The sequence below is a fragment of the Marinomonas sp. TI.3.20 genome (assembly GCF_038155025.1).
Classification (GTDB): domain Bacteria; phylum Pseudomonadota; class Gammaproteobacteria; order Pseudomonadales; family Marinomonadaceae; genus Marinomonas; species Marinomonas flavescens.
Map to the genome: position 1 here is coordinate 143,679 of NZ_JBAKAS010000001.1, position 26,951 is coordinate 170,629.

20 protein-coding genes are annotated in these 26,951 nt (G+C 43.0%); 4 read left to right on the forward strand and 16 right to left on the reverse strand.

The features are described from left to right. Positions 1 to 57: 57 nt before the first annotated feature. From atpA to mnmG, 10 genes are all read right to left on the reverse strand, one after another. Positions 58 to 1,602, reverse strand: a complete 1,545-nt coding sequence (atpA, locus tag V6259_RS00665) for a F0F1 ATP synthase subunit alpha (RefSeq protein ID WP_133010642.1) — start codon at positions 1,600 to 1,602, stop codon at positions 58 to 60. Between the two features lie 38 nt (positions 1,603 to 1,640). Beyond that, complete coding sequence (locus V6259_RS00670; protein WP_133010643.1) at positions 1,641 to 2,177, reverse strand: F0F1 ATP synthase subunit delta; 537 nt, start codon at positions 2,175 to 2,177, stop codon at positions 1,641 to 1,643. 11 nt (positions 2,178 to 2,188) lie between these two features. Beyond that, entirely contained in the window at positions 2,189 to 2,659 is a 471-nt protein-coding gene (locus V6259_RS00675; RefSeq protein ID WP_133010644.1) for a F0F1 ATP synthase subunit B, read from the reverse strand. 57 nt (positions 2,660 to 2,716) lie between these two features. Continuing rightward, on the reverse strand, positions 2,717 to 2,974 hold the full coding sequence (gene atpE, locus V6259_RS00680) for a F0F1 ATP synthase subunit C (protein ID WP_133010645.1): 258 nt from the start codon (positions 2,972 to 2,974) through the stop codon (positions 2,717 to 2,719). Positions 2,975 to 3,036: 62 nt separating this feature from the next. Then, complete coding sequence (gene atpB / locus V6259_RS00685) at positions 3,037 to 3,885, reverse strand: F0F1 ATP synthase subunit A (RefSeq protein WP_133010646.1); 849 nt, start codon at positions 3,883 to 3,885, stop codon at positions 3,037 to 3,039. A gap of 50 nt (positions 3,886 to 3,935) precedes the next feature. After that, positions 3,936 to 4,340 carry an ATP synthase subunit I gene (locus tag V6259_RS00690; RefSeq protein WP_133010647.1) on the reverse strand — a complete coding sequence of 135 codons (405 nt, stop codon included), beginning with the start codon at positions 4,338 to 4,340 and terminating at the stop codon, positions 3,936 to 3,938. A 180-nt stretch (positions 4,341 to 4,520) separates the two neighbouring features. Further along, the gene (locus V6259_RS00695; RefSeq protein ID WP_341582930.1) at positions 4,521 to 5,402 is read right to left on the reverse strand and encodes a ParB/RepB/Spo0J family partition protein; all 882 of its coding nucleotides are present in this window, start codon (positions 5,400 to 5,402) and stop codon (positions 4,521 to 4,523) included. 59 nt (positions 5,403 to 5,461) lie between these two features. Continuing rightward, positions 5,462 to 6,244 (reverse strand): ParA family protein, encoded by a 783-nt coding sequence (locus V6259_RS00700; RefSeq protein WP_341582931.1) that lies wholly within the window; start codon positions 6,242 to 6,244, stop codon positions 5,462 to 5,464. Between the two features lie 6 nt (positions 6,245 to 6,250). Beyond that, positions 6,251 to 6,877: a 16S rRNA (guanine(527)-N(7))-methyltransferase RsmG gene (gene rsmG / locus V6259_RS00705; protein WP_341582932.1), complete on the reverse strand. Its 627-nt coding sequence runs from the start codon at positions 6,875 to 6,877 to the stop codon at positions 6,251 to 6,253. Positions 6,878 to 6,915: 38 nt separating this feature from the next. Then, positions 6,916 to 8,805 (reverse strand): tRNA uridine-5-carboxymethylaminomethyl(34) synthesis enzyme MnmG, encoded by a 1,890-nt coding sequence (gene mnmG / locus V6259_RS00710; protein ID WP_133010651.1) that lies wholly within the window; start codon positions 8,803 to 8,805, stop codon positions 6,916 to 6,918. 718 nt (positions 8,806 to 9,523) lie between these two features. Here mnmG and V6259_RS00715 point away from each other — a divergent pair. The 4 genes from V6259_RS00715 to V6259_RS00730 all read left to right on the forward strand — a co-directional run bounded on the left by V6259_RS00715 (position 9,524) and on the right by V6259_RS00730 (position 14,471). After that, positions 9,524 to 10,891: an 8-oxoguanine deaminase gene (locus V6259_RS00715; RefSeq protein ID WP_341582933.1), complete on the forward strand. Its 1,368-nt coding sequence runs from the start codon at positions 9,524 to 9,526 to the stop codon at positions 10,889 to 10,891. Between the two features lie 212 nt (positions 10,892 to 11,103). Then, positions 11,104 to 11,784: an acrylate utilization transcriptional regulator AcuR gene (gene acuR, locus V6259_RS00720; protein WP_341582934.1), complete on the forward strand. Its 681-nt coding sequence runs from the start codon at positions 11,104 to 11,106 to the stop codon at positions 11,782 to 11,784. Between the two features lie 82 nt (positions 11,785 to 11,866). Next, positions 11,867 to 12,847: an acrylyl-CoA reductase (NADPH) gene (gene acuI, locus V6259_RS00725; RefSeq protein WP_341582935.1), complete on the forward strand. Its 981-nt coding sequence runs from the start codon at positions 11,867 to 11,869 to the stop codon at positions 12,845 to 12,847. Positions 12,848 to 13,301: 454 nt separating this feature from the next. Further along, positions 13,302 to 14,471 carry a glycerate kinase gene (locus V6259_RS00730; RefSeq protein ID WP_341582936.1) on the forward strand — a complete coding sequence of 390 codons (1,170 nt, stop codon included), beginning with the start codon at positions 13,302 to 13,304 and terminating at the stop codon, positions 14,469 to 14,471. A gap of 27 nt (positions 14,472 to 14,498) precedes the next feature. Here V6259_RS00730 and V6259_RS00735 read toward each other — a convergent pair whose 3' ends face one another. The 6 genes from V6259_RS00735 to yidC form a co-directional block, all read right to left on the reverse strand. After that, on the reverse strand, positions 14,499 to 15,941 hold the full coding sequence (locus V6259_RS00735) for an efflux transporter outer membrane subunit (RefSeq protein ID WP_341582937.1): 1,443 nt from the start codon (positions 15,939 to 15,941) through the stop codon (positions 14,499 to 14,501). Then, positions 15,931 to 19,098, reverse strand: coding sequence for an efflux RND transporter permease subunit (locus V6259_RS00740; protein ID WP_341582938.1), 3,168 nt, complete (start codon positions 19,096 to 19,098; stop codon positions 15,931 to 15,933). The genes V6259_RS00735 and V6259_RS00740 overlap by 11 nt, the downstream gene beginning before the upstream one ends. Further along, positions 19,098 to 22,214: a multidrug efflux RND transporter permease subunit gene (locus V6259_RS00745; protein ID WP_341582939.1), complete on the reverse strand. Its 3,117-nt coding sequence runs from the start codon at positions 22,212 to 22,214 to the stop codon at positions 19,098 to 19,100. Before V6259_RS00745 ends, V6259_RS00740 begins: the two co-directional genes overlap by 1 nt. Continuing rightward, positions 22,211 to 23,389: an efflux RND transporter periplasmic adaptor subunit gene (locus tag V6259_RS00750; RefSeq protein ID WP_341582940.1), complete on the reverse strand. Its 1,179-nt coding sequence runs from the start codon at positions 23,387 to 23,389 to the stop codon at positions 22,211 to 22,213. The genes V6259_RS00745 and V6259_RS00750 overlap by 4 nt, the downstream gene beginning before the upstream one ends. Before the next feature lie 368 nt (positions 23,390 to 23,757). Further along, positions 23,758 to 25,137 (reverse strand): tRNA uridine-5-carboxymethylaminomethyl(34) synthesis GTPase MnmE, encoded by a 1,380-nt coding sequence (gene mnmE / locus V6259_RS00755; RefSeq protein WP_341582941.1) that lies wholly within the window; start codon positions 25,135 to 25,137, stop codon positions 23,758 to 23,760. Between the two features lie 150 nt (positions 25,138 to 25,287). After that, the gene (gene yidC / locus V6259_RS00760) at positions 25,288 to 26,949 is read right to left on the reverse strand and encodes a membrane protein insertase YidC (RefSeq protein WP_341582942.1); all 1,662 of its coding nucleotides are present in this window, start codon (positions 26,947 to 26,949) and stop codon (positions 25,288 to 25,290) included. Positions 26,950 to 26,951 lie beyond the last annotated feature (2 nt).

The following is a 26,951-nucleotide window of genomic DNA, read 5'->3' on the forward strand; positions in this document are numbered from 1 at the left end:
TTCACAAACTGCAAGAAAATGGCAACAGGCTAAATTAATAGTCTGTTGCCAAGCTCATTACCAAGTTTGCGTCGCTTTAAACTTCTCGATTGCCGCTTTAAGTGTCGCTTCAATCTCGCCGTTAAAGTTGCCAGTTTTGTTGATGTCAGCCATAAGATCAGCGTGTTCGCTGTTCATATAACCCAACAATGCCTGTTCAAAACTACCAATTTTGCTTGTTTCAACATCTACAAGGAAGCCATCATTAGCAGCGTAAAGAACTACGCCCATTTCAGCTACGGGCATAGGAGAGAACTGCTTCTGTTTCATCAGTTCAGTAACCTGTTTACCGTGCTCTAGCTGCTTACGAGTCGCTTCATCTAGGTCAGATGCGAACTGAGCGAAAGCCGCCAATTCACGGTACTGAGCCAATGCAAGACGAATACCACCGCCAAGTTTTTTGACAATCTTAGTTTGTGCAGCACCACCAACACGAGAAACCGAAATACCGGCGTTCATCGCTGGACGAATACCCGCATTAAACGAGCTCGTTTCCAAGAAAATCTGACCATCTGTGATGGAGATTACGTTGGTTGGTACGAAAGCAGATACGTCACCACCTTGTGTCTCGATGATAGGCAAGGCTGTCAAAGAGCCTGTTTTGCCTTTCACTTCACCATTGGTGAATTTCTCAACGTACTCAACGTTTACACGAGACGCACGTTCTAGAAGACGAGAGTGAAGGTAGAATACATCACCTGGGTAAGCTTCACGACCTGGTGGACGACGAAGAAGCAAAGAGATCTGACGGTAAGCCCAAGCTTGCTTGGTCAAATCATCATAAATGATCAAAGCGTCTTCACCGCGGTCACGGAAGTATTCACCCATAGTACAACCAGTGTATGGCGCTAGGTAAAGCATCGCCGCTGGATCAGAAGCACCAGCCGCTACCACTGTGGTGTAACTCATTGCACCCGCTTCTTCAAGCTTACGTACAACGTTGGCAATAGTAGATTGTTTCTGACCGATCGCTACGTATACACATTTAATACCGCTGTTTTTCTGAGCGATAATAGTATCGATAGCTAATGCTGTCTTACCAATCTGACGGTCACCGATAATTAACTCACGCTGACCACGACCGATTGGCACCATGGCATCAATCGCTTTGTAACCAGTTTGAATAGGTTGATCAACAGACTGACGTTCGATAACGCCTGGTGCTACTTTCTCAACTTTATCCGTTAATTTTGCATTGATATCGCCTTTGCCGTCGATTGGGTTACCCAATGCGTCAACAACACGACCAAGCAATTCAGGACCAATTGGAACTTCCAATATACGACCTGTACATTTAACTTTTTGACCTTCTACAAGGTCTTGATATTTACCTAATACTACTGCACCGACAGAGTCACGCTCTAGGTTCAATGCAATACCGTAAATACCACCGGAGAATTCAATCATTTCTCCGTACATAACATCTGCCAAACCGTGAACCAGAACGATACCGTCTGCTACACTGACAATTGTGCCCTCATTTTGGGCATCAGAAGTGACATCGAGATTCTCGATGCGCTTCTTGATAATCTCGCTGATCTCAGATGGATTCAGTTGCTGCATGCTAAATTCCTCAACCCTGTTTTCGATTTAACGAAACACTAGGAGTTTATCGCCTCGGCCAGTTTCGCCAGTTTACCGCGAACTGAACCGTCGATGATTAAGTCACCTGTACGGATAACCACGCCACCAAGCAGGCTTGCGTCTGTTTCATTGGTTAAGTTGATCGTACGATCCAACTTTTTCGCCAATGCTGCGGCCAATACTTGCGCTTGTTCTGCTGATAATTCAAAAGCTGAGGTAAATTCTACATCTACCGCTTTTTCATAATTCAGTTTGAACTGTTGAAATAACACAGAAATTGCCGGAATAAGCGTTAAACGCTTTTTCTCAGCCAGTGCTAGCAAAAATGCTTTGCCCTGTACTGTTGTTACTTCTGCACAAACGTCCGCTAAAGCGCTTGCCTTCTCTTCCGCATTAAAAGCTGGATTTCCAAGTGCTATTGTCAGCTTAGGATCCACCGTTACAGCGGCTAATATGCTTAGCATATCAGCCCATTCTGTAACCTGGCCTTGCTCACGGGCAACTTCGAAAGCCGCTCTAGCGTACGGTCGCGCGACTGTTTTTAGTTCAGCCATTAGACCCTCGCTTAAAGCTCTTTAGCGAGTTTTTCAACGATCTCGCTATGTGCTTTTTCGTCAATAGTGGCTCCCAAAATTTTCTCGGCACCAGCAAATGCAAGAACAGAAACTTGAGAACGCAATGCTTCTTTAGCACGCAATACATCTTGTTCTATTTCTACTTGAGCTGCTTCGCGCAAGCGTTTGCCATCGGCAATTACTTGTTCGTTTGCTTCGTCAATAATTTGGTTCGCACGTTTGTTGGCTTGTTCAATAATCTCGGCCGCGTTTTCTTTGCTTTCACGTGATAGTTGAGCGGCATGTTCTTGAGCCAACTCTAAATCACGTGAAGCACGATTCGCTGCTTCTAATCCGTCTGCAATTTTCTTGCTACGCTCATCAAGCGCAGCAATTACTGGTGGCCACACGTATTTCATGCAGAACCAGACAAAAATGGCAAACGAGATAGCTTGGCCTACAAGTGTGAGATTTAAGTTCACGCTAATATCCTCGCTCTAAGTCGTTTAAAAATAGTTTCTGCAAAGTATCGCAGAATCTTAGCCAGCGACCTGAGCAATAAAAGGATTCGCGAAAGTAAAGAACAATGCAATACCTACACCGATCATAGTTACGGCATCAAGAAGACCCGCTACGATGAACATTTTTACTTGTAGCATTGGAACCATTTCAGGTTGACGCGCAGCGCCTTCCAAGAATTTTCCACCCAATATACCAAAACCAATCGCAGTACCTAAAGCACCTAGACCGATTAGAAGGGCTACAGCGATCGCAGTAAGACCAACTACAGTTTCCATTTTAACTCCTACATTTTCACAGTTTTAAATTTAAGGTTTTTAACGTTTAACTAAGAACTCTTTTAGTGCTCTTCATGTGCCATGCTTAGATACACAATGGTCAACATCATAAAGATGAAGGCCTGAAGCACAATGATCAAGATATGGAAGATTGCCCAAGGCACAGAGAGTGCCCACTGCAAGCCCCAAGGCAACACAGCGATCAAAATAAAGATCAATTCGCCAGCATACAAGTTACCGAATAGTCGCAATGCTAATGAAACAGGCTTCGCAAGCAGACCAACACCTTCAAGTAATAAGTTGAAAGGGATCATCCATTTTCCGAATGGCTGTAGTGTTAATTCACCAACAAAACCACTCACGCCTTTCACTTTGATGCTGTAATAAATGATCAAAGCAAATACCGATAGGGACATACCCAAGGTCGCATTCACATCTGTCGTAGGGACAAACTTGAAGTACACATGACCATCGGTTGCACCAAATACGTTTACGCCAACCCAATTTGCCACAACAGGCAAAAAGTCGACAGGAACCAAGTCCATCGCGTTCATTAAGAACACCCAAACAAAAATGGTTAACGCAAGTGGAGCAATGACCTTATTCTTGCCATGGAAGGTTTCTTTGACGCTACCGTCAACAAACTCCACCATTAACTCAACAAAGTTTTGCAATCCAGATGGCGTATCTGCAGAGACTTTCTTTGCTGCCATGCGAAACAACCACAAAAATAGAACACCAAGAGCGATAGAAACCGCCATTGTGTCTAAATGAATTGCCCAGAACCCCATTTCCGACGCTGCCTTAGCACTATGAGCAATACCCCACGAACCATCAGGATGCTGACCAAAAGTCAAATTCTGAAGGTGGTGTTGTATGTATGCGGAAGTCGTTGGACTTTCAATTGCCATATTTATATCCACGCTCTTTCAATGATTAAAACCTTTATCCCTTTGTACTGCTATTTGTTCAGTACAATAGGGCTGAGCCAATGACTCAAAATCGCAATACCAAAACCTGCAAAAAAAACACCGGCAGCTAATGGCTTAATAATAAGAAAAACTAGCGATAATAACACCGCGGTCAACACTAGCTTACCAGCTTCTCCTCTATAGAATGCTCTCATAACATCCTTGGCTGGGCGCGTTCCTTTATATCCGAAAACTCGCCAAGCCATATAAACACTGGGAACTATGCTGCATAACGCACCAAGTACAAAAGAGTACCAGTACAGACCACTAGTAAAGAAAATAATTCCCAAAGAAATGAAGAATAAGCAAAGAATTTGCAAAAAAATAAAACGAAACACTGATTGCTTCTTGGCAATAAGTAGAGCGGTCGCACTAAGGGGCTTCCTATCATTCATTACCTAAATACCTTTTTGTTGTGCACTAAAATAAAGCAAACTAGTGCATTCCTTGTCTTCAATTCTAAAATCCGTGGCATTATATGAGTATTAGAAGCTGTGATCAACTTAAACCGACCTCTCTCAACACTTCCTAACAGTTCTGTCTAGATAGAAATATTAACTTGTCATAAAATTACTTTATTTTTTCGTAAAAAGTTCACTGATTAATAGCTCTAAATGTTCAGGGTTGCGGTATTCGATGACTACCTTACCCTTTCCTTTAGCAGAAGGTTGAATTTTTACAGAAGCATTAATGGTTTGGCTTATTTTTTCAGCCTCTGCATTAAAATCTGGTAACACAGGAGAAGTTTTTTCAGTACTTTCAGGGGCTTGGATACTTTTCACTAAGCGTTCTGTCTCACGAACAGACAATGACCTAGTAACCACTTGAGAAGCGGCTTGAATTTGTTTTTCTTGCTCTAATGGCAATAAAGCTCGAGCATGCCCCATTTCGATATCACCATGCTCTAATAAGCGGCGAACTTCTGGAGAGAGACCTAAAAGTCGTAAAAGATTGGCAACAGTAGAACGTGATTTTCCAACCGTATCAGCCACTTGTTGCTGCGTTAAATTAAAATCTTCAACCAAACGCTGTAAGGCTAGAGCTTCTTCAACCGGATTCAAATCCTCACGCTGAATGTTTTCAATTAATGCGAGTACTACCGCATCTGAATCATCAACATGACGAACAATAACAGGAACTTGCGTTAGATCCGCTAATTTTGCAGCGCGCCAGCGGCGTTCACCGGCAATAATTTCATACTGATTGGTGCCATTTGGACGAACGACGATCGGCTGCATAATGCCTTGTGTACGAATAGAAGACGCTAATTCATTAAGCAAGGCAGGATTCATATCACGACGAGGCTGAAATTTACCTTTTGAAAGCCATTCAACCGGTAAATATGTTAATCCTTTAATAGGCTCATTTGGCGAGAGTTCTTGCAACTCTGTTGTTGCAGCCTGCGGCGCTAATAAAGCATCTAAACCGCGACCTAAACCTCTTTTTTTCATCGTCATGTTATTAAACCCTAATTGAATTCAGTATGCCTACAAGTTAAAGGCTATTGTTCATCGCTTTATGCTGAGCGCTTTCTTATAAATTCACCCGCCAATGCAAGATAAGCAATAGCACCACGGGACTGTTTTTCATAATGCAATACAGGAAGTCCGTAGCTAGGCGCTTCGGCAAGACGGATATTTCTTGGGATTACCGTATCGAAAACTTTACTACCAAAATGCTTTTGCAACTGATTCGACACATCGTGAGTCAAACTGGGACGAGGATCATACATAGTCCGCAGGATGCCTTCAATTTCTAATGATGGATTTAGCGCGCGGGTAATATGTTCAATGGTTTGCAAAAGTGCGGAAAGCCCTTCTAAGGCGTAATATTCGCATTGCACAGGAATTAATACGCCTTGCGAAGCGGCTAATGCATTAACGGTCAGCATGTTTAAAGCTGGCGGGCAATCTAACAAAATATAATCAAAGTCATTATCCACTTCGTAAAGACCTGCTCGCAGACGCGTTTCTTTACTTGGTAAATCAAGCAAGGCCACTTCGGCTCCCGTTAAATCACCATTGGCAGGCAGCACCCAATATTTCCCAGGGCCGGGGGTATCCTCCATTACCGGTCTCATGACTTCTTTGACGCCATGAGTTCCGATCAAAACATCAAAAACGCTGGTATCCAGTTCTGCTTTGTTTAATCCGCTACCCGTAGTGGCGTTTCCTTGAGGATCGAGGTCGATTAAAAGCACACGACGTTTCATCGCCGCTAAAGAAGCGGCCAAATTAACACAGGTTGTGGTTTTACCCACGCCACCTTTTTGATTCGTGACTGCAATTATTCTCGCCATTTTTATTTATCCTTTACGCGCCATAATTACCATATGGCGCTCGGCTTGTATGGTAGGCACAGTGAGCGGCTCTATATGGATGACCTCTACTCCAGATGGCAATCCTGTCAGCTCTTCGTTGGGGTATACCCCTTTCATAGCTAAAAAGTTACCTGTGTCCTTTGGAAGCGGTAAGGTCCAGTTTATCATGTCTTGAAGCGAAGCAAAGGCTCGAGAAATAACATGATCATAGTGACCTTGATGCGCGTGTTTCTCAACGCGCTCATTAGCAACCGTAACATTCTTAATGCCCAGCTCCATTTTAACCTGCGTCAAAAAGCGGGTTTTTTTGCCGTTACTGTCGAGTAAAGTAAAACGTTTTTCAGGCAGGCAAATAGCCAGAACCATACCGGGCAAACCTGGGCCTGTCCCGACATCAATAATGTCGTCCCCGGTAATAAAGGGCAAGGTGGCTAAGCTATCGAGTAGATGTAATGAAATCATCTGATCAACATCGCGGATTGCCGTTAGATTGTAAGCCTTATTCCATTTTTGGAACATGGCAAGGTAATCTACTAGCGTTTGAATGGTTGTATCAGATAAATCGGCGCCCATTTGTTGGGCGCCTTTTTGAATGGCATCAAAGTGAGTCACAGTCGAATCCAATTAAAAGGCGTTATCGGCTGCTGATTCTAGGCACTTTTGCGTGCAATCGCACGTTTTTTCAAGTGAATTAATAGTAAGGATACCGCAGCAGGTGTTACTCCAGGGATTCTAGAAGCCGCCGCAAGTGTCGCAGGACGAGCCTGAGTCAGCTTTTGCTTGATCTCGTTAGATAACCCTTCCATCTTGCTGTAATCAAAATCATCCGGTAACGACGTGTTCTCCTGACGACGTACACGCTCGATGTCTTCCGCTTGTCGAGTAATATAACCTGCGTACTTAACCGCTATCTGGACTTGTTCTGATACTTGCTCATCAACCGGAGTATCTGGTGCATTTTTCAGATTAGCAATATCGCTATAAACCAAGTTTGGACGCTTTAATAAATCCAATAAACTGTATTCATGCGTAATTGGTGTTTCAAGTTTAGGATTGATTTTTTCAGCTTCAGGTGAATTAGGTACAATCCAACTGGACTTCAAGCGTTGAGTTTCAATTTCGATAGCATCACGCTTTTTACAAAATGCTTCCCAACGTTCATCAGAAATTAAACCAAGTTCGCGGCCTTTTTCTGTTAAACGTATATCTGCATTATCTTCACGTAAGATCAGACGATATTCTGCACGACTCGTAAACATACGATAGGGTTCTTTCGTACCCATGGTAATCAAATCGTCAACTAATACACCTAAATAGGCTTCGTCACGACGAGGTGTCCAAGCGTCTTTTTCTTGAGCAAGACGTGCGGCGTTAATGCCCGCTAATAACCCTTGAGCTCCTGCTTCTTCATAACCCGTTGTACCGTTAATTTGCCCCGCAAAAAATAAACCAGGCATATGTTTGGTTTCAAGTGAGTATTTTAGATCTTGCGGATTAAAGTAATCATACTCAATCGCATAACCAGGTCGGGTTATATGGGCATTTTCCATGCCTTTCATTGAATGCACTAGCTCTACTTGAACGTCAAATGGCAAAGACGTTGAAATACCATTCGGGTACAACTCATGAGTTGTTAATCCTTCTGGTTCAATAAAGATTTGATGTGAGTTTTTATCTGCAAAACGTACAATTTTATCTTCAATTGATGGGCAATAACGAGGACCAACACCTTCAATAACACCGGTATACATAGGTGAACGATCCATACCACTACGGATAATGTCGTGAGTTCGCTCATTGGTATGAGTTATAAAGCACTCTATTTGACGAGGGTGCATCTCACGGTTCCCCAAATAAGACATCACTGGCGTAATATCATCACCAGGCTGTGCTTGCATTTGAGAAAAATCAACGGTGCGAGCGTCGATCCGCGGTGGCGTCCCCGTTTTTAAACGATCAACACGAAACGGCAGAGCTCGTAGCTTTTCAGCTAATCCAATGGATGGTGGATCACCAGCTCGACCGCCAGCATGATTTTGTAAACCAACGTGAATAATGCCACCTAAAAAAGTACCGGCGGTTAGTACGACAGTTTTACTGTTAAAACGAATACCTGTTTGGGTAATTACCCCACATGCAGCACCGTTTTCAACAATCAAATCTTCAGCAGACTGTTGAAATAGCCAAAGGTTTTCTTGGTTTTCTAATTGATAGCGAATCGCTGCTCTGTAAAGAATACGATCCGCTTGGGCACGAGTCGCTCGAACAGCAGGACCTTTACGAGAATTTAAAGTCCGAAATTGAATACCAGCTTTATCTGTTGCCAGTGCCATGGCACCGCCTAAAGCATCAATTTCTTTTACTAGATGGGACTTCCCGATACCACCAATAGCAGGATTACAGGACATTTGTCCTAATGTTTCAATGTTGTGGGACAACAATAAAGTTTTTACGCCCATACGAGCTGCAGCTAAAGCAGCTTCTGTACCAGCATGTCCACCACCGACCACAATCACATCAAAGCGGGTTGGGAAATCCACAGGAACCTCGGAATTAAGAATGAATAAAAAACGAACAACTTGATAAGGGCGCTTAGTATATCGGCTAAATTTCAAAAAGAAAGCGACAACAATCCTGAATCCCCGGTCATCAATATTAATAAATAGTATTATATATATGGTTTCTTATGTTTGTTATGTTTATGTAGTAAGCAAAAAACAGTGGATAACTATAAAATCATGATACAAATTATATAATTACAGAGATAATAACTTGTTAAGAGAGGCCCTATTATCCTGTGCTGTGCATAAGGTGAACCTGTGTATAAAAGACCTAGTTATACACTCGAAAAAATTTCACCCAAAGTTGTTAAAAACTGTGCAAAACTTCTTACGAACCTATCACCATACTTATCAACAGTCTGTATTTTTAGTGCCTTTCATTTTATCCTTATGTTTTTAAACAGTTTATTTCGTTTAGTAACAGTCTGGATATCTGTTTGTTAAAAAAATAATCCACAGGGAAAAAAATTGAAAAAACCTTATTTTTAAAGGTTTTATGAAAATCTGGGTGTGAATAGTTGCTGTCTTTGGATATTTTGAAAGTGGAAAAGTGATTGTGAAGAAACTATGAAAATTCCATTCAGTATAGAGTGTTAGTAACTTTCTACCTTCTACCTTCTACCTTCTACCTTCTACCTTTTCCTTTTTCCTTTTTGTAGTAGTCTTTCTTAATCTGACAACAGGTTCGAGGGCTTCTATGCTAAGGCAAGCAATTTGGATTCAATCTCCTAAATCGATATTAGCTAACAATGCTGATGGCGGAGTGGTTATTCGTAATGGAAAAATTGATGAGCTAGTACCATTAGGTAAACAGCCAAATAGCCATTACGACATAAAATTTGATGCATCTGACCATGTCGTATTACCAGGCTTAATTAATACTCATCATCATTTTTATCAAACGCTCACACGAGCTTTTCCCGATGCACTAAACAAAGCCCTTTTCCCTTGGCTACAGACTCTGTATCCACTTTGGGCTGAGTTAGAACCTGATATGCTGGCGAGTGCGACAAAATTAGCGATGGTCGAATTAATGGAGTCGGGTTGCACGCTAGCGGCCGATCATCATTATCTTTTTCCTGCTGGCATGGAAAACGCCATAGATGTGCAAGTAGACGTGGCAAAATCTCTTGGTATGCGAGCGATGTTTACTCGTGGATCAATGAGTTTGGGTGAAAAAGACGGCGGTTTGCCGCCACAATCTACGGTTCAAAATGAAAAGACTATTCTTGATGACAGCGCTCGATTAATTAAAGCTCATCATCAACGTGGTGAAGGTGCGATGGTTCAAGTTGCGCTAGCACCCTGCTCTCCTTTTTCCGTCACGACTGACATTATGAAAAGCAGCGCCGAGCTAGCAAAAAGAGAAAATGTACGCCTTCATACTCATTTAGCAGAAACCTTAGATGAAGAAGCATTTTGCCTAAAACGTTTTGGTATGCGCACTGTCGACTATTTAGAAAGTGTTGGTTGGTTGCATGATAGGACATGGCTAGCACATGGTATTCATTTTGATGATGAGGAAATAGTAAGACTCGGCCGCGCTAAAGTGGGGATATGCCATTGTCCCACGTCGAATATGATGTTGGGCTCAGGTATTGCTCGTAATAATGAATTAGAAGCCGCAGGCGCATTGATTGGATTAGGTGTCGATGGCTCCGCATCGAATGATGGTTCTAATATGATTATGGAAGTACGCCAAGCCCTTTATATACAAAGGTTACGATATGGTTCTGCTAACGTTTCGCATTATGATGCTTATCGCTGGGCGACAAAGGGCTCTGCTGCAGTATTGGGGCGTGATGATATCGGTGAAATTTCAGTTGGAAAACAAGCTGATTTAGCATTATTTAAGCTCGATGAACTACGTTTTTCTGGAAGTCACGATCCATTGGCTGCGCTTTTATTGTGTGGTGCTCAAAAAGCTGACCGAGTTATGATCGCAGGAAAATGGACGGTAGAAAATGGCCATGTTGTCGGCATTGATACTCAACAATTAATGGCAGAGCATTCTGCTCATGCTATGCGTTTGGCGAGCAAGCTACTGACTAAGAAGAGCGGTTAACCTAATTGTCTTACTAATATTAAAAAAGCGTCTATTTTAACTAGGCGCTTTTTTTATGTTTTGGATGTTGGTTATTCTTGAGTCGTGAGCCACTAACCAAAAATAAGCAAAGAGATAGCGTATTGTATGGTGCTTTGTATTGATGTTTGACTTTAATAGACAGTCGGTCTAAATTATAAATAATCGTATTTTAACGTAATAGGTAATATGGCTTGTTAGATTCTGAAGTATTGAGTCCTGAGAGCGTAAAGGATGTTGAGTTAGCAATGGTGACTCAACCACGTCGCGGACGTCCAAAAAAGCACCCTGGTGAGACCCAAGACACGCGCGAAGTGTTATTGCGAGCAGGCATGTTAGTGTTGACAGAAACGGGTTTTACCCGCAGTGGAATTGATACAATTCTAAAGTCAGTTGGCGTACCAAAAGGCTCTTTTTATCATTATTTCGCTAGCAAAGAAGTGTTTGGATTGGCGGTTCTTGAACGTTATAGACGCTATTTTGAAGCCAAGCTTAACAGCTTCTTATTGGACGACGCCTTCCCTCCTCTAGAGAGATTGCAACGCTTTGCGAAGGACGCTCAAGAAGGCATTGTGCGACATGATTTTAAGCGAGGTTGTCTAGTCGGAAATTTAGAGCAAGAATCCGCGTTGTTGTCAGACGCGTTTCGAGAACAGTTGCAAGCCACCTATGAAAGCTGGCAGCGTCATGTTGCCATGTGCTTATTGGACGCTCAAAAACAAGGTCATGTGCAATTAACTCAAAGCCTTGAAGACACCGCTCAAGCGTTCTGGATTGGCTGGGAAGGAGCGGTACATCGGACTCGATTAATGAAAAGCACTCAGCCATTAACAGTCTTTCTTACATTTTTTATTCAGGCGATTAAAACCAAATAAATAACGTTAAAACAACCAACCAAAAGTCACTTTTTGGTTTTTTTATCCATTTAAATAGACGGTCGGTCTAAAAGGAGAAAATATGTTTCATGCACTAATTATTAATCAAAATGAAGCGCGTCAACAATCTTGTACTTTGAGCCAAATAGAAGAATCTCAGTTGCCTGAAGGGGACGTTTTAGTGGAAGTCGCTTACAGTACGCTGAACTATAAAGATGCGCTAGCCATCACCGGAAAAGGCCGTATCGCGCGTTCTTTTCCTATGGTGCCAGGGATCGATTTAGTGGGTAAAGTACTGCAAAGTGACTCTGAACGTTTTCAAGAAGGCGATTGGGTACTGCTTAACGGTTTTGGTGTGGGTGAAATGCATTGGGGTGGCTTGGCTGAAAAAGCGCGCCTTAAAAGCGATTGGTTGATTCCATTACCCGCTGGCATCGATGCCAAACAGTCTATGGCTGTTGGTACCGCAGGATATACAGCGATGCTGTCAGTTCTAGCGCTAGAAAAACAAGGTGTAACACCGGATTTGGGTGAGATATTAGTCACTGGTGCCAATGGTGGTGTGGGCAGTTATGCGATTCGCTTGTTAAATCGCCTTGGTTATCAGGTCGTTGCATCAACAGGGCGAATGGCAGAAAGCGAGTACTTAAAAAGTCTTGGTGCAAACGACGTTATTGACCGTGCCACCCTCTCTGAGCCAGGTAAGCCGCTGCAAAAAGAACGCTGGGCTGGCGTTATTGATTGTGTTGGTAGTCATACCTTGGCTAATGCTTGTGCAAGTACTAAATATGGTGGTGTAGTGACCGCGTGTGGTTTAGCACAAGGCCTCGACTTTCCTGCTTCTGTCGCGCCTTTTATATTACGAGGCGTTAAATTGATTGGTATCGACAGTGTTATGCGACCTTTGGCAGACCGAACAGAAGCATGGCTGCGTTTAAGTGAATTACTGCAACCAGAAGACTTTGATGTTATCAGCCAAGAAATTACTTTAGATAAAGTAGAAGAAACAGCTTATGAACTACTTGAAGGTAATGTTCGTGGTCGAGTGATTGTTGCACTCTAAAATGCTTGTTTGTCTTAACGCCATTTAGTCACATCGCGAATTTTTATCTATTAAATCAGGCCATTGCAGTACATGCTTTTTGTTCTGCAGTGGTTTTTTGAACGAAAATAGACAAATAAAAGTGACAATTTTTCATAAAAAGTCATATGGTTTTTGTGCAATTGAACAAAAAAACTGTCAAAAACATCGAATATTTCCATACAGCTGTCTAAAGCGCCTCCCTTTTTTTTAATGAATACTGTTCTCTTATTGCAAGAACGAGCTTTCGTTCAGTCAGCGAAATTTAACAGGGAGTTATGATTATTACCGTCATCGTTTTTATAACTTCCCAATATATAACCATCTTTTCCTAATTTTTATTTAAGCAGCACTTGCCTACGACTTGCCTAGTTGCACAAAATGTTAACGTTCGGCTTTGGTGGCATTTAATTCACTTTCTTAATAGGTATGTTCTATGAAAATTGTCATTGCCCCAGATTCGTTTAAAGAAAGTTTAAGTGCTCTTGGTGTGTCTAAGGCCATTGAAGAAGGATTTAAACTCGTCTTTCCTGATTGTGAGTACATCAAAGTACCCATGGCCGATGGCGGCGAAGGGACGGTGCAGTCAATGGTGGATGCAACTGACGGTTATTTTATTGATCTTGAAGTTACGGGACCCATGGGAGAGCCTGTAATGGCACAATATGGCGTGTTAGGTAATCAACATGATCAAACCCCTAAGACCGCAATCATTGAGATGGCTTCTGCTTCAGGTTTACATTTAGTGTCGAGAGATCAGCGTAATCCTTTAGTGACCACCAGCTATGGTACCGGTGAGTTGATTAAAGATGCATTAGACCGCGGTATTGAGCACATTATTTTAGGGTTGGGTGGTAGTGCTACGAACGATGCTGGTGCTGGTATGGTCCAAGCTTTAGGTTTTCAATTACACGATGCAAGTGGAAAAGAAGTGCCATTTGGTGGTCTTGCTCTAATGCAGCTAAGTGACATTAATGACAGTCAAGTTCACCCTGCGCTTGCGCGTTGTCAAATTGACGTGGCGTGTGATGTAGACAGTCCATTGTGTGGTGAGAGTGGAGCGTCAGCGATTTTTGGCCCTCAAAAAGGCGCGACGCCTGACATTGTGGCGCAGCTAGATATTGCGCTGGATCATTTTGCCGATATTATTGTAAAAAGTGGTCGACAAGATAACCGTTTATTAGCGGGTGTGGGGGCTGCTGGTGGCATGGGACTAGGTGTTAAAGCATTTTTAAATGGTCAATTGAAACCAGGCATTGATATTGTCATTGAAACAGTCGCGTTTGCTGACAAACTCAAAAATGCAGACTTGGTGATTACTGGAGAAGGCTGCATTGATGGTCAAACTGCTTTTGGTAAAACCCCAATGGGAGTCTTGAAACAAGCACAACAGCAAGGTATTCCAACGATTGGGATTGCCGGCTGCCTAGGTGTTGGTGCAGAAACCATGTTAGATCATGGGATGACCGCTATTTTCCCTATTATTCCATCGTTGTACACATTAGAAAAAACGCTAGCTGAAGCGGAACCTAATCTAATTAATACCGCCCGCAATATTGCTCAAAGCATTAAACTTGGCAATATGATTGGTAATAAAGCCAGCTAATTGTTGTTTTAATCAGATACAAAACAGCTATTCTTTAGTCTGTTTTGTATCGTTAGCGATCTCATTAGAAGCGGGTAGCTTGTTCGTATCCCAGCCTCCACCTAATGCCACAATAAGCTGAACGCTGTTAACCAATTGTTCACTCACTAAATTGAGTTGTTTTTGTTGTTGATTCAGATTACTGGCTTCTGTGGTAGCTACGTCTAGATAATCAATCATGCCTGATTTAAATTGGTTATAAGTTACTCGAGCAGACTCTTTAGCCGATGCCGTTGCTAATTTCTGAGAGATTGACTCCTCCGCCAATATATTCGCTTTTACTAAATAATCTTCTACTTCCTGAAACGCACTCAATACCGTTTGACGATAGTTTGCTACCTTGGCGTCATACCCTGCTTTAGCTTGTTTTATTTGCGCTTTGGTAGCTCCAAAATCGAAAATATTGCCGCTTAATGATGGCCCTATCGACCAAACCCTAGAAGGTAATTCAAATAGATTACTCAGTGCTGAGTTAACAAAGCCTCCACTGACAGACAAAGACAAATCAGGATAGTAGCCTGCAATAGCGACACCGACAGCCGCATTAGCCGATGCCATTGTTCTCTCTGCATAGGAAATATCGGGACGACGTTCTAATAATACGGATGGAATACCAATAGGAATCTCGGGTAACTGGTACTGTAAAGGCTCAATAGGCAGTGAAAAAGCTGCAGGCGTTTTGCCTATAAGTACTGCAATAGCGTGTTCATATTGTGCTCGTTGCCACTTTAGATCGAGCATGGAAACGCGAGTGCTGTGCAGTTGTGTTTGTGCTTGAGATACCGCAGAGCTGGAAATATTACCGGCTTTATATTGGTTGTTAACGACCTTTAGATATTGGTTGTAGACAGTAAGATTATTTTGATAAAGGTGTATTTTTTCGTCTAAAACTCGCAGTTTGAAATAGTCTTGAGTAAGAGAAGATTGAGCACTGAGTGTTGCTGAAGCAAGTTCTGCTGCACTGGCTTGTGCGCTGGCTCTATCCTCTTCTCGAATACGACGTAATTTTCCCCATACATCGAGCTCCCAGCTAGCACTGGCTTGGGCGGTATAATTGTTACCGGTTTGGCTTTGCGTTTTTGAACGTGAAGCCCCTACGCTTGCATTGATAGATGGATACAAGTTTGCGCCAGCTTCTTCGGCAACAGCTTTGGCTTTTTCATAGTTTGCTGCGTATTCTGCGACATTCTGGTTATTAATCTGTACCTGTTCGAGTAGTTTTGACAACGTATTATCTTGGTAAACAGTCCACCATGCTCCTTTAGGTTGCTGATCGGCAGGCGCGGCTTCTTTCCAACCTTTTGCCTCTTTAAAATGTTCGCTGCTCGGAGCATCAGGACGTTGGTAATCAGGCCCTACGGTACTACAACCAGCCAACACTAGTGTGATTAAACTCAGTCCAAAAAGTTGCATAATACGATTATTCATCATGATTCATTCTTTTATTGGTTACGGCGTTGGTGGCTAATGTTTTATTTGTTTTAAGATCTTGTTTATTGCCTTGAACACAGCGGTGCCAAAGACCTTTTGTTGCATCACTGATACGTTCCATATAAAGGTAAACAACAGGCGTGGTATAGAGTGTGAGTATTTGGCTAACAAGCAGGCCACCACAGATAGCAATACCTAGAGGGCTGCGTAAGTCAGCATCTCCGCCACTTTCGATGGCCATAGGCAAGGCGCCAAAAAAAGCGGCTAGTGACGTCATCATGATGGGTCTGAAGCGTTTTATACACGCTTCACGAATGGCCTCCTCGGCACTTAACCCCAGCCGTCGCTGTGCATCAAGAGCAAAATCTATCATCATAATGGCGTTCTTTTTAACAATGCCAATGAGCAGTAAAATGCCGATTAAGGCGACGACGGTAAGTTCAGTACTTGTTATCTGCATAAGCAATAAGGCACCAAGTCCAGCGGATGGCAAGGTTGATAGAATGGTCAGTGGATGTACAAAGCTTTCGTATAACATACCCAAAATGATGTAAACAGAGATCAGTGCGGCAAGGATTAACCAAGGTAAGTTTTTGGCGAAAGTGTCTGATAATTTTGCTTTCCCTGCATAATTTGCAACAATGCCGCTAGGCACTCTTAAGGTGTCCATTGCTATTTTTATTGCCTGTTTGGCTTGTTCTAAGGTGACATTATCAGCGGTATTAAACGCAACGGTTACGGTTGCGGATAAGTCTTGATGGGCTACTGATAACGCGGCATTACCGCTTTTTAATGTAGTGAAATCACTGATAGGAATGACATGACCACGGCTATTGACGATATTGAGAGATTTGAGAACATTACTATCACTGGTGTAATCATCTGTTAAGTTCATCACCACATGATATTGAGTGGATGTTTTATACAGGGTGGCGATCTTACGTTGACTGAAAGCGTTATTTAACAAAGTATCCAGATTTTTCACCGTGACACCTAAGCGTTTAGCGGCATCTCGGTCAATGACGATTTGAACCTCTTGTCCGCCATTTTCCATATCTGAATCTACACCACTGAGCTCAGGTAATTTGGCTAATGCCGCTTTGATTTTGGGTGCCCATATATTCAATAAATCTAAGTTATCTGATTGTATGCCGAGTTGGTAATCAGCGTTGGCGCTTCGCCCACCAATTTTAATATCACTGGCAGGACGTAAGAATAAATGCCCATCAGCCATATTTTGTGCTTTTTGATACAATCTATTGGCCACTTCGGAAGCGGTTGCTTGACGTTCATCAATGGGCTTCAATTGGACAAAAAACTTACCTATATTTCGTGAGCCATTATGCGAACTACTGATTGAACTCATGACACCAGCTACAGCGGGGTCTTGTTGAATCATCTCAGAATATTTGCGCAGTCGTGGTTCCATTGCGGCAAATGAGGTGGTCTGATCGGCACGTACGACACCAAATAAAATGCCTGTATCTTGCTTTGGAAAGAAACCTTTTTGCACAATACTGTATAAATAAACGTTCAAGAAAATAGTCGCTAATAACACAAGTATGGTTAAGCGTTTATGATTTAGTACCGTATCAAGAGTGCTTCGATAACCATGTTGTAGCCTTAAAAAAGCATTTTCGATGAGTTTATATAATTTAGGTTGTTTTTTTTGTGTGGTCTGACGACGTAGCATACGTGAGCAAAGCATCGGCGTTAGAGTGAGCGACACCAACATTGAAATGATTAGAGAGACAGATAAAGTAACGGCGAATTCTCTGAGTAATTGGCCAATGACATCGTTCATGAAAAGTAATGGAATAAAAACAGCAATCAAAGAAACTGTCATGGCGAGCACCGTAAAACCGACTTCTTTCGCTCCTCGTAGCGAGGCTCTAACGGGGCTTAATCCATTTTCTATGTGTCTAGAGGTATTTTCTAACACCACAATGGCATCATCGACAACAAAGCCTGTTGAGACAATGAGTGCCATTAAAGACAAGTTGTCTAAACTGTAGCCAAGTAAATACATGACAGCAAAGGTGCCTAATAACGAAATTGGCAATGCCAAGGCTGGAATGAGTAAAGCACGACCATTGCGTAAAAACACAAAGACAACGGCAATAACCAAAATCATTGCGATCAATAATGTCTGTTCTGTTGCATGTAAGGCAGAGCGAATCGTCGTTGAGCGATCCATGACAATATGTAATTTGGCATCACCGGGCAGTAGTTTATTAAAAACGGGTAATTGGGCTTTTACGGCAGCGATAGTCGAAAGCATATTCGCGCCTGAGGATTGAGTGACGCTGATGGTAACCGCAGGATTATTGTTGTAGTACCCCACGTTAAACCGATTCTCTACGCCATCCGAAATCTTAGCTACATCAGATAAACGAATAGCGGCACCGTTTAAGTAGGTAATGATTAACTGACCAAACTCTTTAGCATGAAGCATCTGGCCATTAGAGTTCACCATCCAAGTGTTTTTTTGCCCTTGAATAATGCCAGTAGGCTTATGGCTAGTACTGTTTACAATGGCTTTGCGTACGGTGTCCAAAGAGATGCCATAGTGAGTCAATGCTTGTGGATGCAGATCGACTCGAATGGCTGGTAAGGAACTGCCATATAGAGAAACGTCACTTACCCCTTGTACTTGTGATATTCGAGGTTCTAACTGATTAGATGCAAAGTCATAGAGAGCACTGGGGCTTAATGATTGGGATGTCAGCGCCAACATAAAAATGGGGGCCGCAGATGGGTTTCTTATGCGGTAAGTTGGCATGGATGTCATTGCACTTGGCAAGGTACTTTCAGCGGCATTGATTGAGGCTTGTACGTCGCGTGCCGCGCCATTGACGTCTCTACTTGCATTGAACACTAAGACAATGTTTGTTTTGCTGTCTGAGCTAGACGACGTCATTTGAGTAACACCAGAAATCTGTCCTAATGCTCTCTCTAGTGGTGTGGCCACTGTTGCTGCCATGGTTTCAGGGCTTGCGCCAGACAAATTAGCAGAAACCACAATCATAGGTATATTTAAGGTTGGTAAGCTAGAAACCGGTAGCCATTGAAACCCCAAAGCACCTAAGGCCATGATGGTCATGGTAATCAGCCATGTCGCGACAGGCCGAAAAATAAACAGTCGGGACGGATTCATTAAATGAGCCCTTTACTGTTTTGTTTCTTGAGACGTCGACGATGGTAAACAAGTTTATCGAACAACAGATAAATAACTGGGGTTGAGAACAGTGTGAGTAACTGACTTAGAAGCAAGCCTCCGACGATTACCAAGCCCATAGGCTGGCGCAATTCGGCGCCCGATCCTTGTGCCAACATTAAGGGCAAAGCGCCAAACAGTGCGGCCATCGTAGTCATGAGAATCGGCCGCAAACGCAGTAAACAAGCCTGATGAATCGCGTCTCTAGGGCTTAATTTCTGTTCTTTTTCGGCTTCTAGGGCAAAATCTATCATCATAATTGCATTTTTCTTAACGATACCGATCAGCAGAATGACTCCAATTAGCGCAATCAAGTTAAAATCAGTACCGCGTAATAACAAAGCAATAAAGGCACCAATGGCAGCGGTTGGCAGTGTGGATAATATGGTTAATGGATGAATAAAACTCTCGTACAAAATACCTAACACTACGTACATAGTCAGTAAGGCGGCTAAAATTAACCATAAGGTATTTGAGGTCGAATCCGTAAACGCAGAGGCGGATCCTTGGTATTTTAGGGTTAAGCTATTTGGCATTTTAAGCGCAGCAGTGGTATCACTTATGGCTTGTTGTGCCTGCTCTAGTGAGTAACCCTCAGCGAGATCAAATGAGATGGTTACCGCAGGGATTTGATCTAAGTGTGCCTTCATCAAGGACCCTGTTTTTTGCGTTACTGTCGCCACATCTGTTAAGCGCACCATAGGAGTAGTACCACCTTTACTGCTTGCGGTGCCGGCAAGGTAAATATGGTTCAGTGTGTCCGTGGCTTGTTGAGGATTAGGAGGGACTTCTAACACGACACGATATTGATTGGACTGAGTGTATATGGTGGATATTAAGCGTTGGCCAAAGGCATTGTATAATGCGGTATCTACATCGGCTGCAGTAATGCCATAACGAGCGGCAATATCCCTATGAATAGTGACATAACTGACCAGCCCTTGGTCTTCTAAATTACTGATAACGTGTTGAAATTCTGGTTTTTTCTGTAATGCAGTGACGAGTTTAGGCGTTAGCTCTACGAGCTGAGAGGTGTCGGTATCGTCTAAGGTGAATTGATATTGACTCGGGGTTATTTGATCATCGACGGTTAAGTCTTGTTGAGCCTGTAGATAGAGCTGAATTCCAGGAACATCAGCCACTTCGGCTCTTAAGCGTTTGATGATGGCAGGGGCTCTATCATCTCGTTTATCAAAACCGATGAGGTTAATCTGCAACATTCCGCGATTCAAACTGGTGTTTTGTCCATCTACCCCAATTGTCGAGCTAATGCTTTCTATATCTGGATCTTTCAGTAATTGAGTGACCATCGCTTGTTGGCGTATTGTCATTTCTTTGAAAGATACACTATCGGATGCCACGGTTATGCCGCGAATAATGCCGGTATCTTGGGTTGGAAAAAAGCCTTTAGGCACGGCCATATAAAGCCCAGCAGTGAGCAATAAGGTGCCAAATATCACGGCTAACGCAATGCGCTGGTGGTTTAGTACGATCGTGAGATATTTATCATAAACCGCGATGATTTTATCAAATGCCTGACCACCTTTTTTATAAAAACGACTTTGTTCTTCGTCTGGAATTCGGCGCAATAAATAAGCACATAGCATGGGAGTTAATGTCAGAGAAATTACCATAGACACTAAAATAGAGACGGATAAGGTGATCGCAAATTCTCGAAACAAACGCCCTACTACGTCCCCCATAAAGAGTAAGGGAATTAATACCGCAATCAGTGAAAAGGTCAGTGAAATGACGGTAAATGCAATTTGCTTCGAGCCTTTTAAAGCCGCTTGAAGTGGCGTTTCGCCATTCTCCAAATGGCGTGAGATGTTTTCAACGACCACAATGGCATCATCAATCACAAATCCGGTTGCTATGGTTAGCGCCATTAAGCTCAAATTATTGACACTAAACCCCGCCATATACATAACACCAAAGGTACCGATCAAAGACAACGGCACAGCAATACTAGGAATTAATGTTGCAGCAATATTACGTAAAAATAGAAAAGTCACCATCACGACTAGGGCAATAGACAACATTAATTCAAATTTTACATCGCTAATTGAGGAGCGGATGGTTTGGGTTCGATCGGATAAAACGGTTAATTTAATGCTGTCTGGTAAGAGTTTTTGTAATTCGGGTAGCTTGGCTTCGATATTATCAACTACGGCAATAACATTGGCGCTTGGCTGACGTTTTACTTGAATAATAATCGCTGGTTTACCATTGGCGGTGGCGGATAAATACTGATTTTCACTGCCAGAAATGACCATTGCGACGTCTTTTAGACGCAATGGAGCGCCATTTTCGTATTTTAGAATGAGATTAGCGTATTGGTCCGCATTTTCTAATTGGTCGTTAGCATCGATACTGATCGAATGATATTTACTGTCGAATCCTCCCTTAGAGCCGTTTACATTGCTGTTATTGATCAGCGTATAAATATCTTCTAGCGTTAAGCCATGGGCCGCTAAAGCTTTAGGATTCGCTTGAATACGAATTGCTGGCTGGTGTCCCCCCGCTAATGTTACTAATCCCACCCCAGATATCTGAGCGAGTTTTAATGCCACTCGCGAGTTAATTAAATCTTGGACTTTAGTCAGCGGTAAGGTTTCTGAACTGGCTGCGATGGTAAGTACAGCGCCATCAGCAGGGTTGACCTTTTTATAAGTCGGAGAGCTTGGCAAATCGGATGGCAATAAGCTATCCGCGGAGTTAATGGCGGCTTGTACTTCTTGTTCTGCGACATCCAAAGAGAGCGAAAGGTCGAATTTCAAGGTGATAATAGAAGCCCCACCAGAGCTGGTGGAATACATTTGGCTTAATCCAGACATATTCCCCAATTCTTGCTCTAAAGGCGCTGTGACGGATGTTTCCATTACATCTGGACTTGCTCCTGGGTACAAGGTGGTAACTTGAATCGTTGGATAATCGACCTCAGGAAGCGCTGAAACAGGCAGTAAAGTATAAGCAAAGACGCCAGATAGTAGCACTGCCATCATGAGTAGGATGGTGGCTACAGGTCGTTGAATAAAGAGTCGGGACGGATTCATTCGTTGCCCTTACGCTGCTCAATAATCTTAATTTTGCTGCCATTAACGAGGTTATCAATGCCGGTCGTGACGAGTTGATCGCCTGCTTTTACACCGGTAAGTGCGACTATGTTGTCTTCACCATCAACCGGACCTGCGGTCACGCTTTGCTTATGGACCTTGTTGTCATCTATCACAAACACAAAGTCACCATTGTCGTTGAGCTGTAAAGCGGCTTTGGGAATAATAACGACTTGCGATAATTGTTCTATTTTCATACGAACATTAACGAATTGGTTAGGGTAAAGCATTTCATCATCGTTGGTAAAAATAGCTTTTAATTTGATGGTGCCGGTATCGCTATCAATGCTGTTGCTGATGTTCTCAAGCGTACCTTCTGCCAGTTTTTTCTGCCCAGTTTGATTAAATACAGTCACAGCAAAGTGTTTTTTGCTGCGTAATCCTTGGAGCACTTTTTGAAGGTGGACTTGGGGAATACTAAAGGTAACGGTAATGGGATTAACCTGTGTGATGGTGACAATGGAGGTTGTATTGTTAGTAATTAGGTTACCCTGATCAACATTTAACAGGCCTGTATAGCCACTGATTGGCGCGCGGATTTTGGCGTATTCAATATCCAAATTAGCAGAACTAATTTTTGCTTTATCGGTCGCTATGATGCCTTGATATTGGCCCACTTTAGCCGCTTGGTCTTGTACGTCTTGAGCGGAAATAGAGTTTTGTTTAGCAAGTTTTCTATAGCGCTCTAATGTGGCTTGTGCGCTTTGCAATAAGGCTTTGTTTTGTGCCAGCTCACCCTTGTATTCGGCGAGTGTGGCTTGATAGCTGCGGTCGTCTATTTGCGCTAATAAGTCCCCTGCTTTTACGTACTGGCCTTCTGTAAAAAAGACTTTATTCATTTCACCGGTTATCCGGCTTGTGACCGTGACAGAAGCATTGGCTTCCACTGTACCTAATGCTTCTAGATAAACGGATACATCTGCTTTACTGGCGGTTCCAGCGTAGACGGGCGTGATGCTATTGCTATTAAAGCGCTTTCCTGGCCTTTTTCCTTGATGTGCGGCTTCCGGCTTCGCCGCATTAAAATATTGTGAGCTGAACCAACCAGCGCTAATTAATAGCACGGCAATAATGATTAAAAAGAGTCGAGATGTTTTTCTTGAACGAGTCGTCATTTTTATTTCACTGCCTTTAAGGTATGGCTATCAATGGTCAAAGTAAGCCTGATTTTAGTCCGGAATGATTACAAATAAGGATCAGCCTTACATAATACTGAGTCAGTTTATGAATAATTAGGCTTGCGACAATTCCCTTTACCTTTATTTACATAAGGTTTTTAAGAATGAGACTGGCGTTGCTACCGTTTTGTACGCTAAAAAAAATAAGAGAGATGGCTTATGGCTGACTGTTGTTTTTAGACGAATAGTCGTAAGAAGTGAATGATTTTAGTGACGTGAGTGAACGAGGAATAGGGTGTCATTACTCTGATGATAGATTCTCATCAGAGTAACGTTTTAAGCGAGTGATTTGTCTTTAAATAGAACTATTTCCCAATACAGAACGACCCAAAGATACGTCCTAAAAGATCGTCGCTGGTGAATTCTCCCGTAATTTCGCTCAACGCTTGCTGGGCTTCTTTCAGGTCTTCTGCAAGTAATTCGCCAGCACCATAACCATGAAGCTGTTCGTTACCTGCGTCTAAAAAGCGATTGGCCTTGTTAAGCGCTTCTATATGACGACGGCGAGCGATAAACCCTCCCTCAGTCGTGCTGTCGAAGCCCATGATGGCTTTTAGATGGTCAGTCAGGTCAGAAACGCCCTCACCTGTTTTTGCTGACAGAGATATCACAGGAACGTTATTGATGATTTCTGTTCCAGTGGCTTCTTTGGTCAAATCGACCTTATTTCGAACCAGTGTTAGGTGCTTGGTATCGCCGAGCTTTTCGACAAAATCTGGCCAAATTTCATTAGGATCTTTACTGTCGATGGATTGGCTGTCTACCATCATCAGGATACGATCCGCTTTGCCTATTTCATCCCATGCGCGCTGAATACCGATGCGCTCTACTTCGTCAGGGCTGTCGCGTAAACCGGCGGTATCAATAATGTGCAGTGGCATGCCATCGAGGTGAATGTGCTCGCGCAAGACATCTCGAGTGGTGCCTTCAATACTGGTGACAATCGCAGACTCTTTGCCAGACAACGCGTTTAACAAGCTAGATTTCCCCGCGTTTGGACGCCCCGCAATCACCACATTCATACCTTCGCGAATCAAGGCGCCTTGATTCGCCTCTTTGAGCACTTCGCGCAGTTTTGCTTGGATACCGGCTAATTCATTGGCGACTTTGCCGTCGCCAATGAAATCGATTTCTTCTTCAGGAAAATCAATCGCAGCTTCAACATAAATACGCAGATGAATTAGCGCTTCGACGAGTTCGTTGATGCGCTTAGAAAATGCACCTTGTAGCGAACGTAGCGCGCACTTGGCGGCTTGCTCAGACGAACTATCGATCAAATCAGCAATCGCTTCTGCTTGCGTTAAGTCCATTTTATCGTTTAAAAACGCGCGCTCAGAGAACTCGCCAGGACGGGCTAAACGTGCGCCTAACGCCACGCAATGAGTAAGCAGCATGTCCATAATGACAGGGCCGCCATGGCCCTGTAGCTCAAAGACATCTTCTCCGGTGAAGGAGTTAGGGCCTGGGAAATACAAGGCGATGCCTTCATCAAGCTGCTCGTTGTTGACGTCTTTGAAGGGCACATAATGGGCGTAGCGTGGTTTCGGCTCAAAGCCAACAATTTGCTGGGCAATAGCGTAGCTGTTTGGGCCTGATAAACGAATAATGCCTACGCCGCCACGACCAGGAGCGGTTGCTTGGGCTACGATGGTGTCTTGGTCAATGGCGTACTGAAAGTCGGTCATAATTAAACTCTGTACTGTGACTTTATTGAGTGAAAGTAATAGGAATTATTGCCATTGTCCTTGAGCACGAAGAGCATGGCAATCTAAACGTAAAAAAGGCCTCCCGAAGGAAGCCTTTTTTCAAAGAAGGTCGCTGCTAAGTATTAGCGGCTAGGCTTCTCGTTCAATACGCTTGGTAATGATGTACTGCTGTACGATCGACAAGCTGTTGTTGGTTACCCAGTATAGAACTAGACCCGCTGGGAACCACAAGAAGAAGAAGGTAAACGCAATAGGCATTAACTTCATCAAACGAGCTTGCATTGGATCTGGAGGCGTTGGGTTCAACATTTGCTGACAGAACATACTTAAGCCCATCAAAATAGGCAGTACAAAGTATGGGTCCATAACAGACAAATCATGAATCCAGAATATAAATGGAGAGTGACGCAATTGCACCGATTCCATTAATACCCAGTACAAAGAAAGGAATACCGGCATTTGTACCAAAATAGGTAAACAACCACCAAGAGGATTGATCTTCTCTTTCTTATACAGCGCCATCATGGCCGCAGACATTTTCTGACGATCATCACCATGCTGTTCTTTTAGCTTGGCAATTTCAGGACCGAATTTGCGCATTTTCGCCATTGAACGATAGCTGGTTGCAGACAGTTTGAAGAAAATTGCCTTCACACAGACTACGATCAAGATGATAGAAACACCCCAGTTAATGACAACAGATTGGATCAATGTCAGTAACCAGAAAATTGGTTTAGCTAGCCACCATAACCAACCATAATCTACGGTTAGATCAAGGTTTTCAGCGGTCGCTTCAAGGTGTTTTTCCAGTTTTGGACCAACAAAGAATGTTGAGCTCAAAGTACCTTGTTTACCTGGGGCAATTGCCACGGCAGAACCGGTAAAGCCTACCAAGTTGAAATCGCCATTTGTGCGTGCTTGTAAGGTAAATTTCTGACCTTGCTCAGGCACCCAAGCGGTTACAAAATAGTGTTGTAGTACGGCAACCCAGCCTTTTTCTGATGTTACTTTTACAGGCTCTTCTTTCATTTTAGAGAAAGAAACTTTGCTGTATTTAGTGCTTTCATCAGAGATCGCGCCACCTAGATAAGGCTGTAAGCCCATGCTAGTTGCTTTACTTGGATCAGGAGAGTTATCACGTTTGATTTGACCGAATAAGTTACCACGCCATGTCTGGTCAGTCGTATTATCAACGGTAATCAATTGACGAATACGATAGTTGCCTTTCGTGAAGCGGAAAGTCTTAGTGTATTTCACCCCTTTCGCATCTGTAAAATACAGATTCACGTCTAAGCTGTCTTGACCTTTAGCTAAGGTATAAGACGTTTTCTCGGAGTGATAAACGGGACGGCCATTTGGTGAAGCATCTGGACCATCAGGTCCAATTAATCCACTTTGAGTAACGTATGTATGAGCTGAATCGTTTTCTAAAATGACGAAAGGATCAGGCTTGCCTAATTCTTTGGTGTATTTAAGAAGAGCGGCACGAACAAGGTCACCACCTACAGGATCAATGGCAACACGAAGTGTATCGGTTGTCACTTCGATGAACTTTCCAGGTGCAATTTTTTTCGCATTGCTTGGAAGTACACCACTGGTGTTTGTACTGTGAGATGCATTTGCATTCGGCAAATCTGTTTCTGACGATGCGCTCGCCTCAGATTGTGCTTGGGTCGTCTGAACTACGCTTTGCTTGTTTGACTGAGGACCATAGTCTTGGGTCCACTGTAAAAACAGTAGGTAGCCACTGACAAAAAGCGCACCCCATAAAAAGTAACGTCTGAAATCCATGG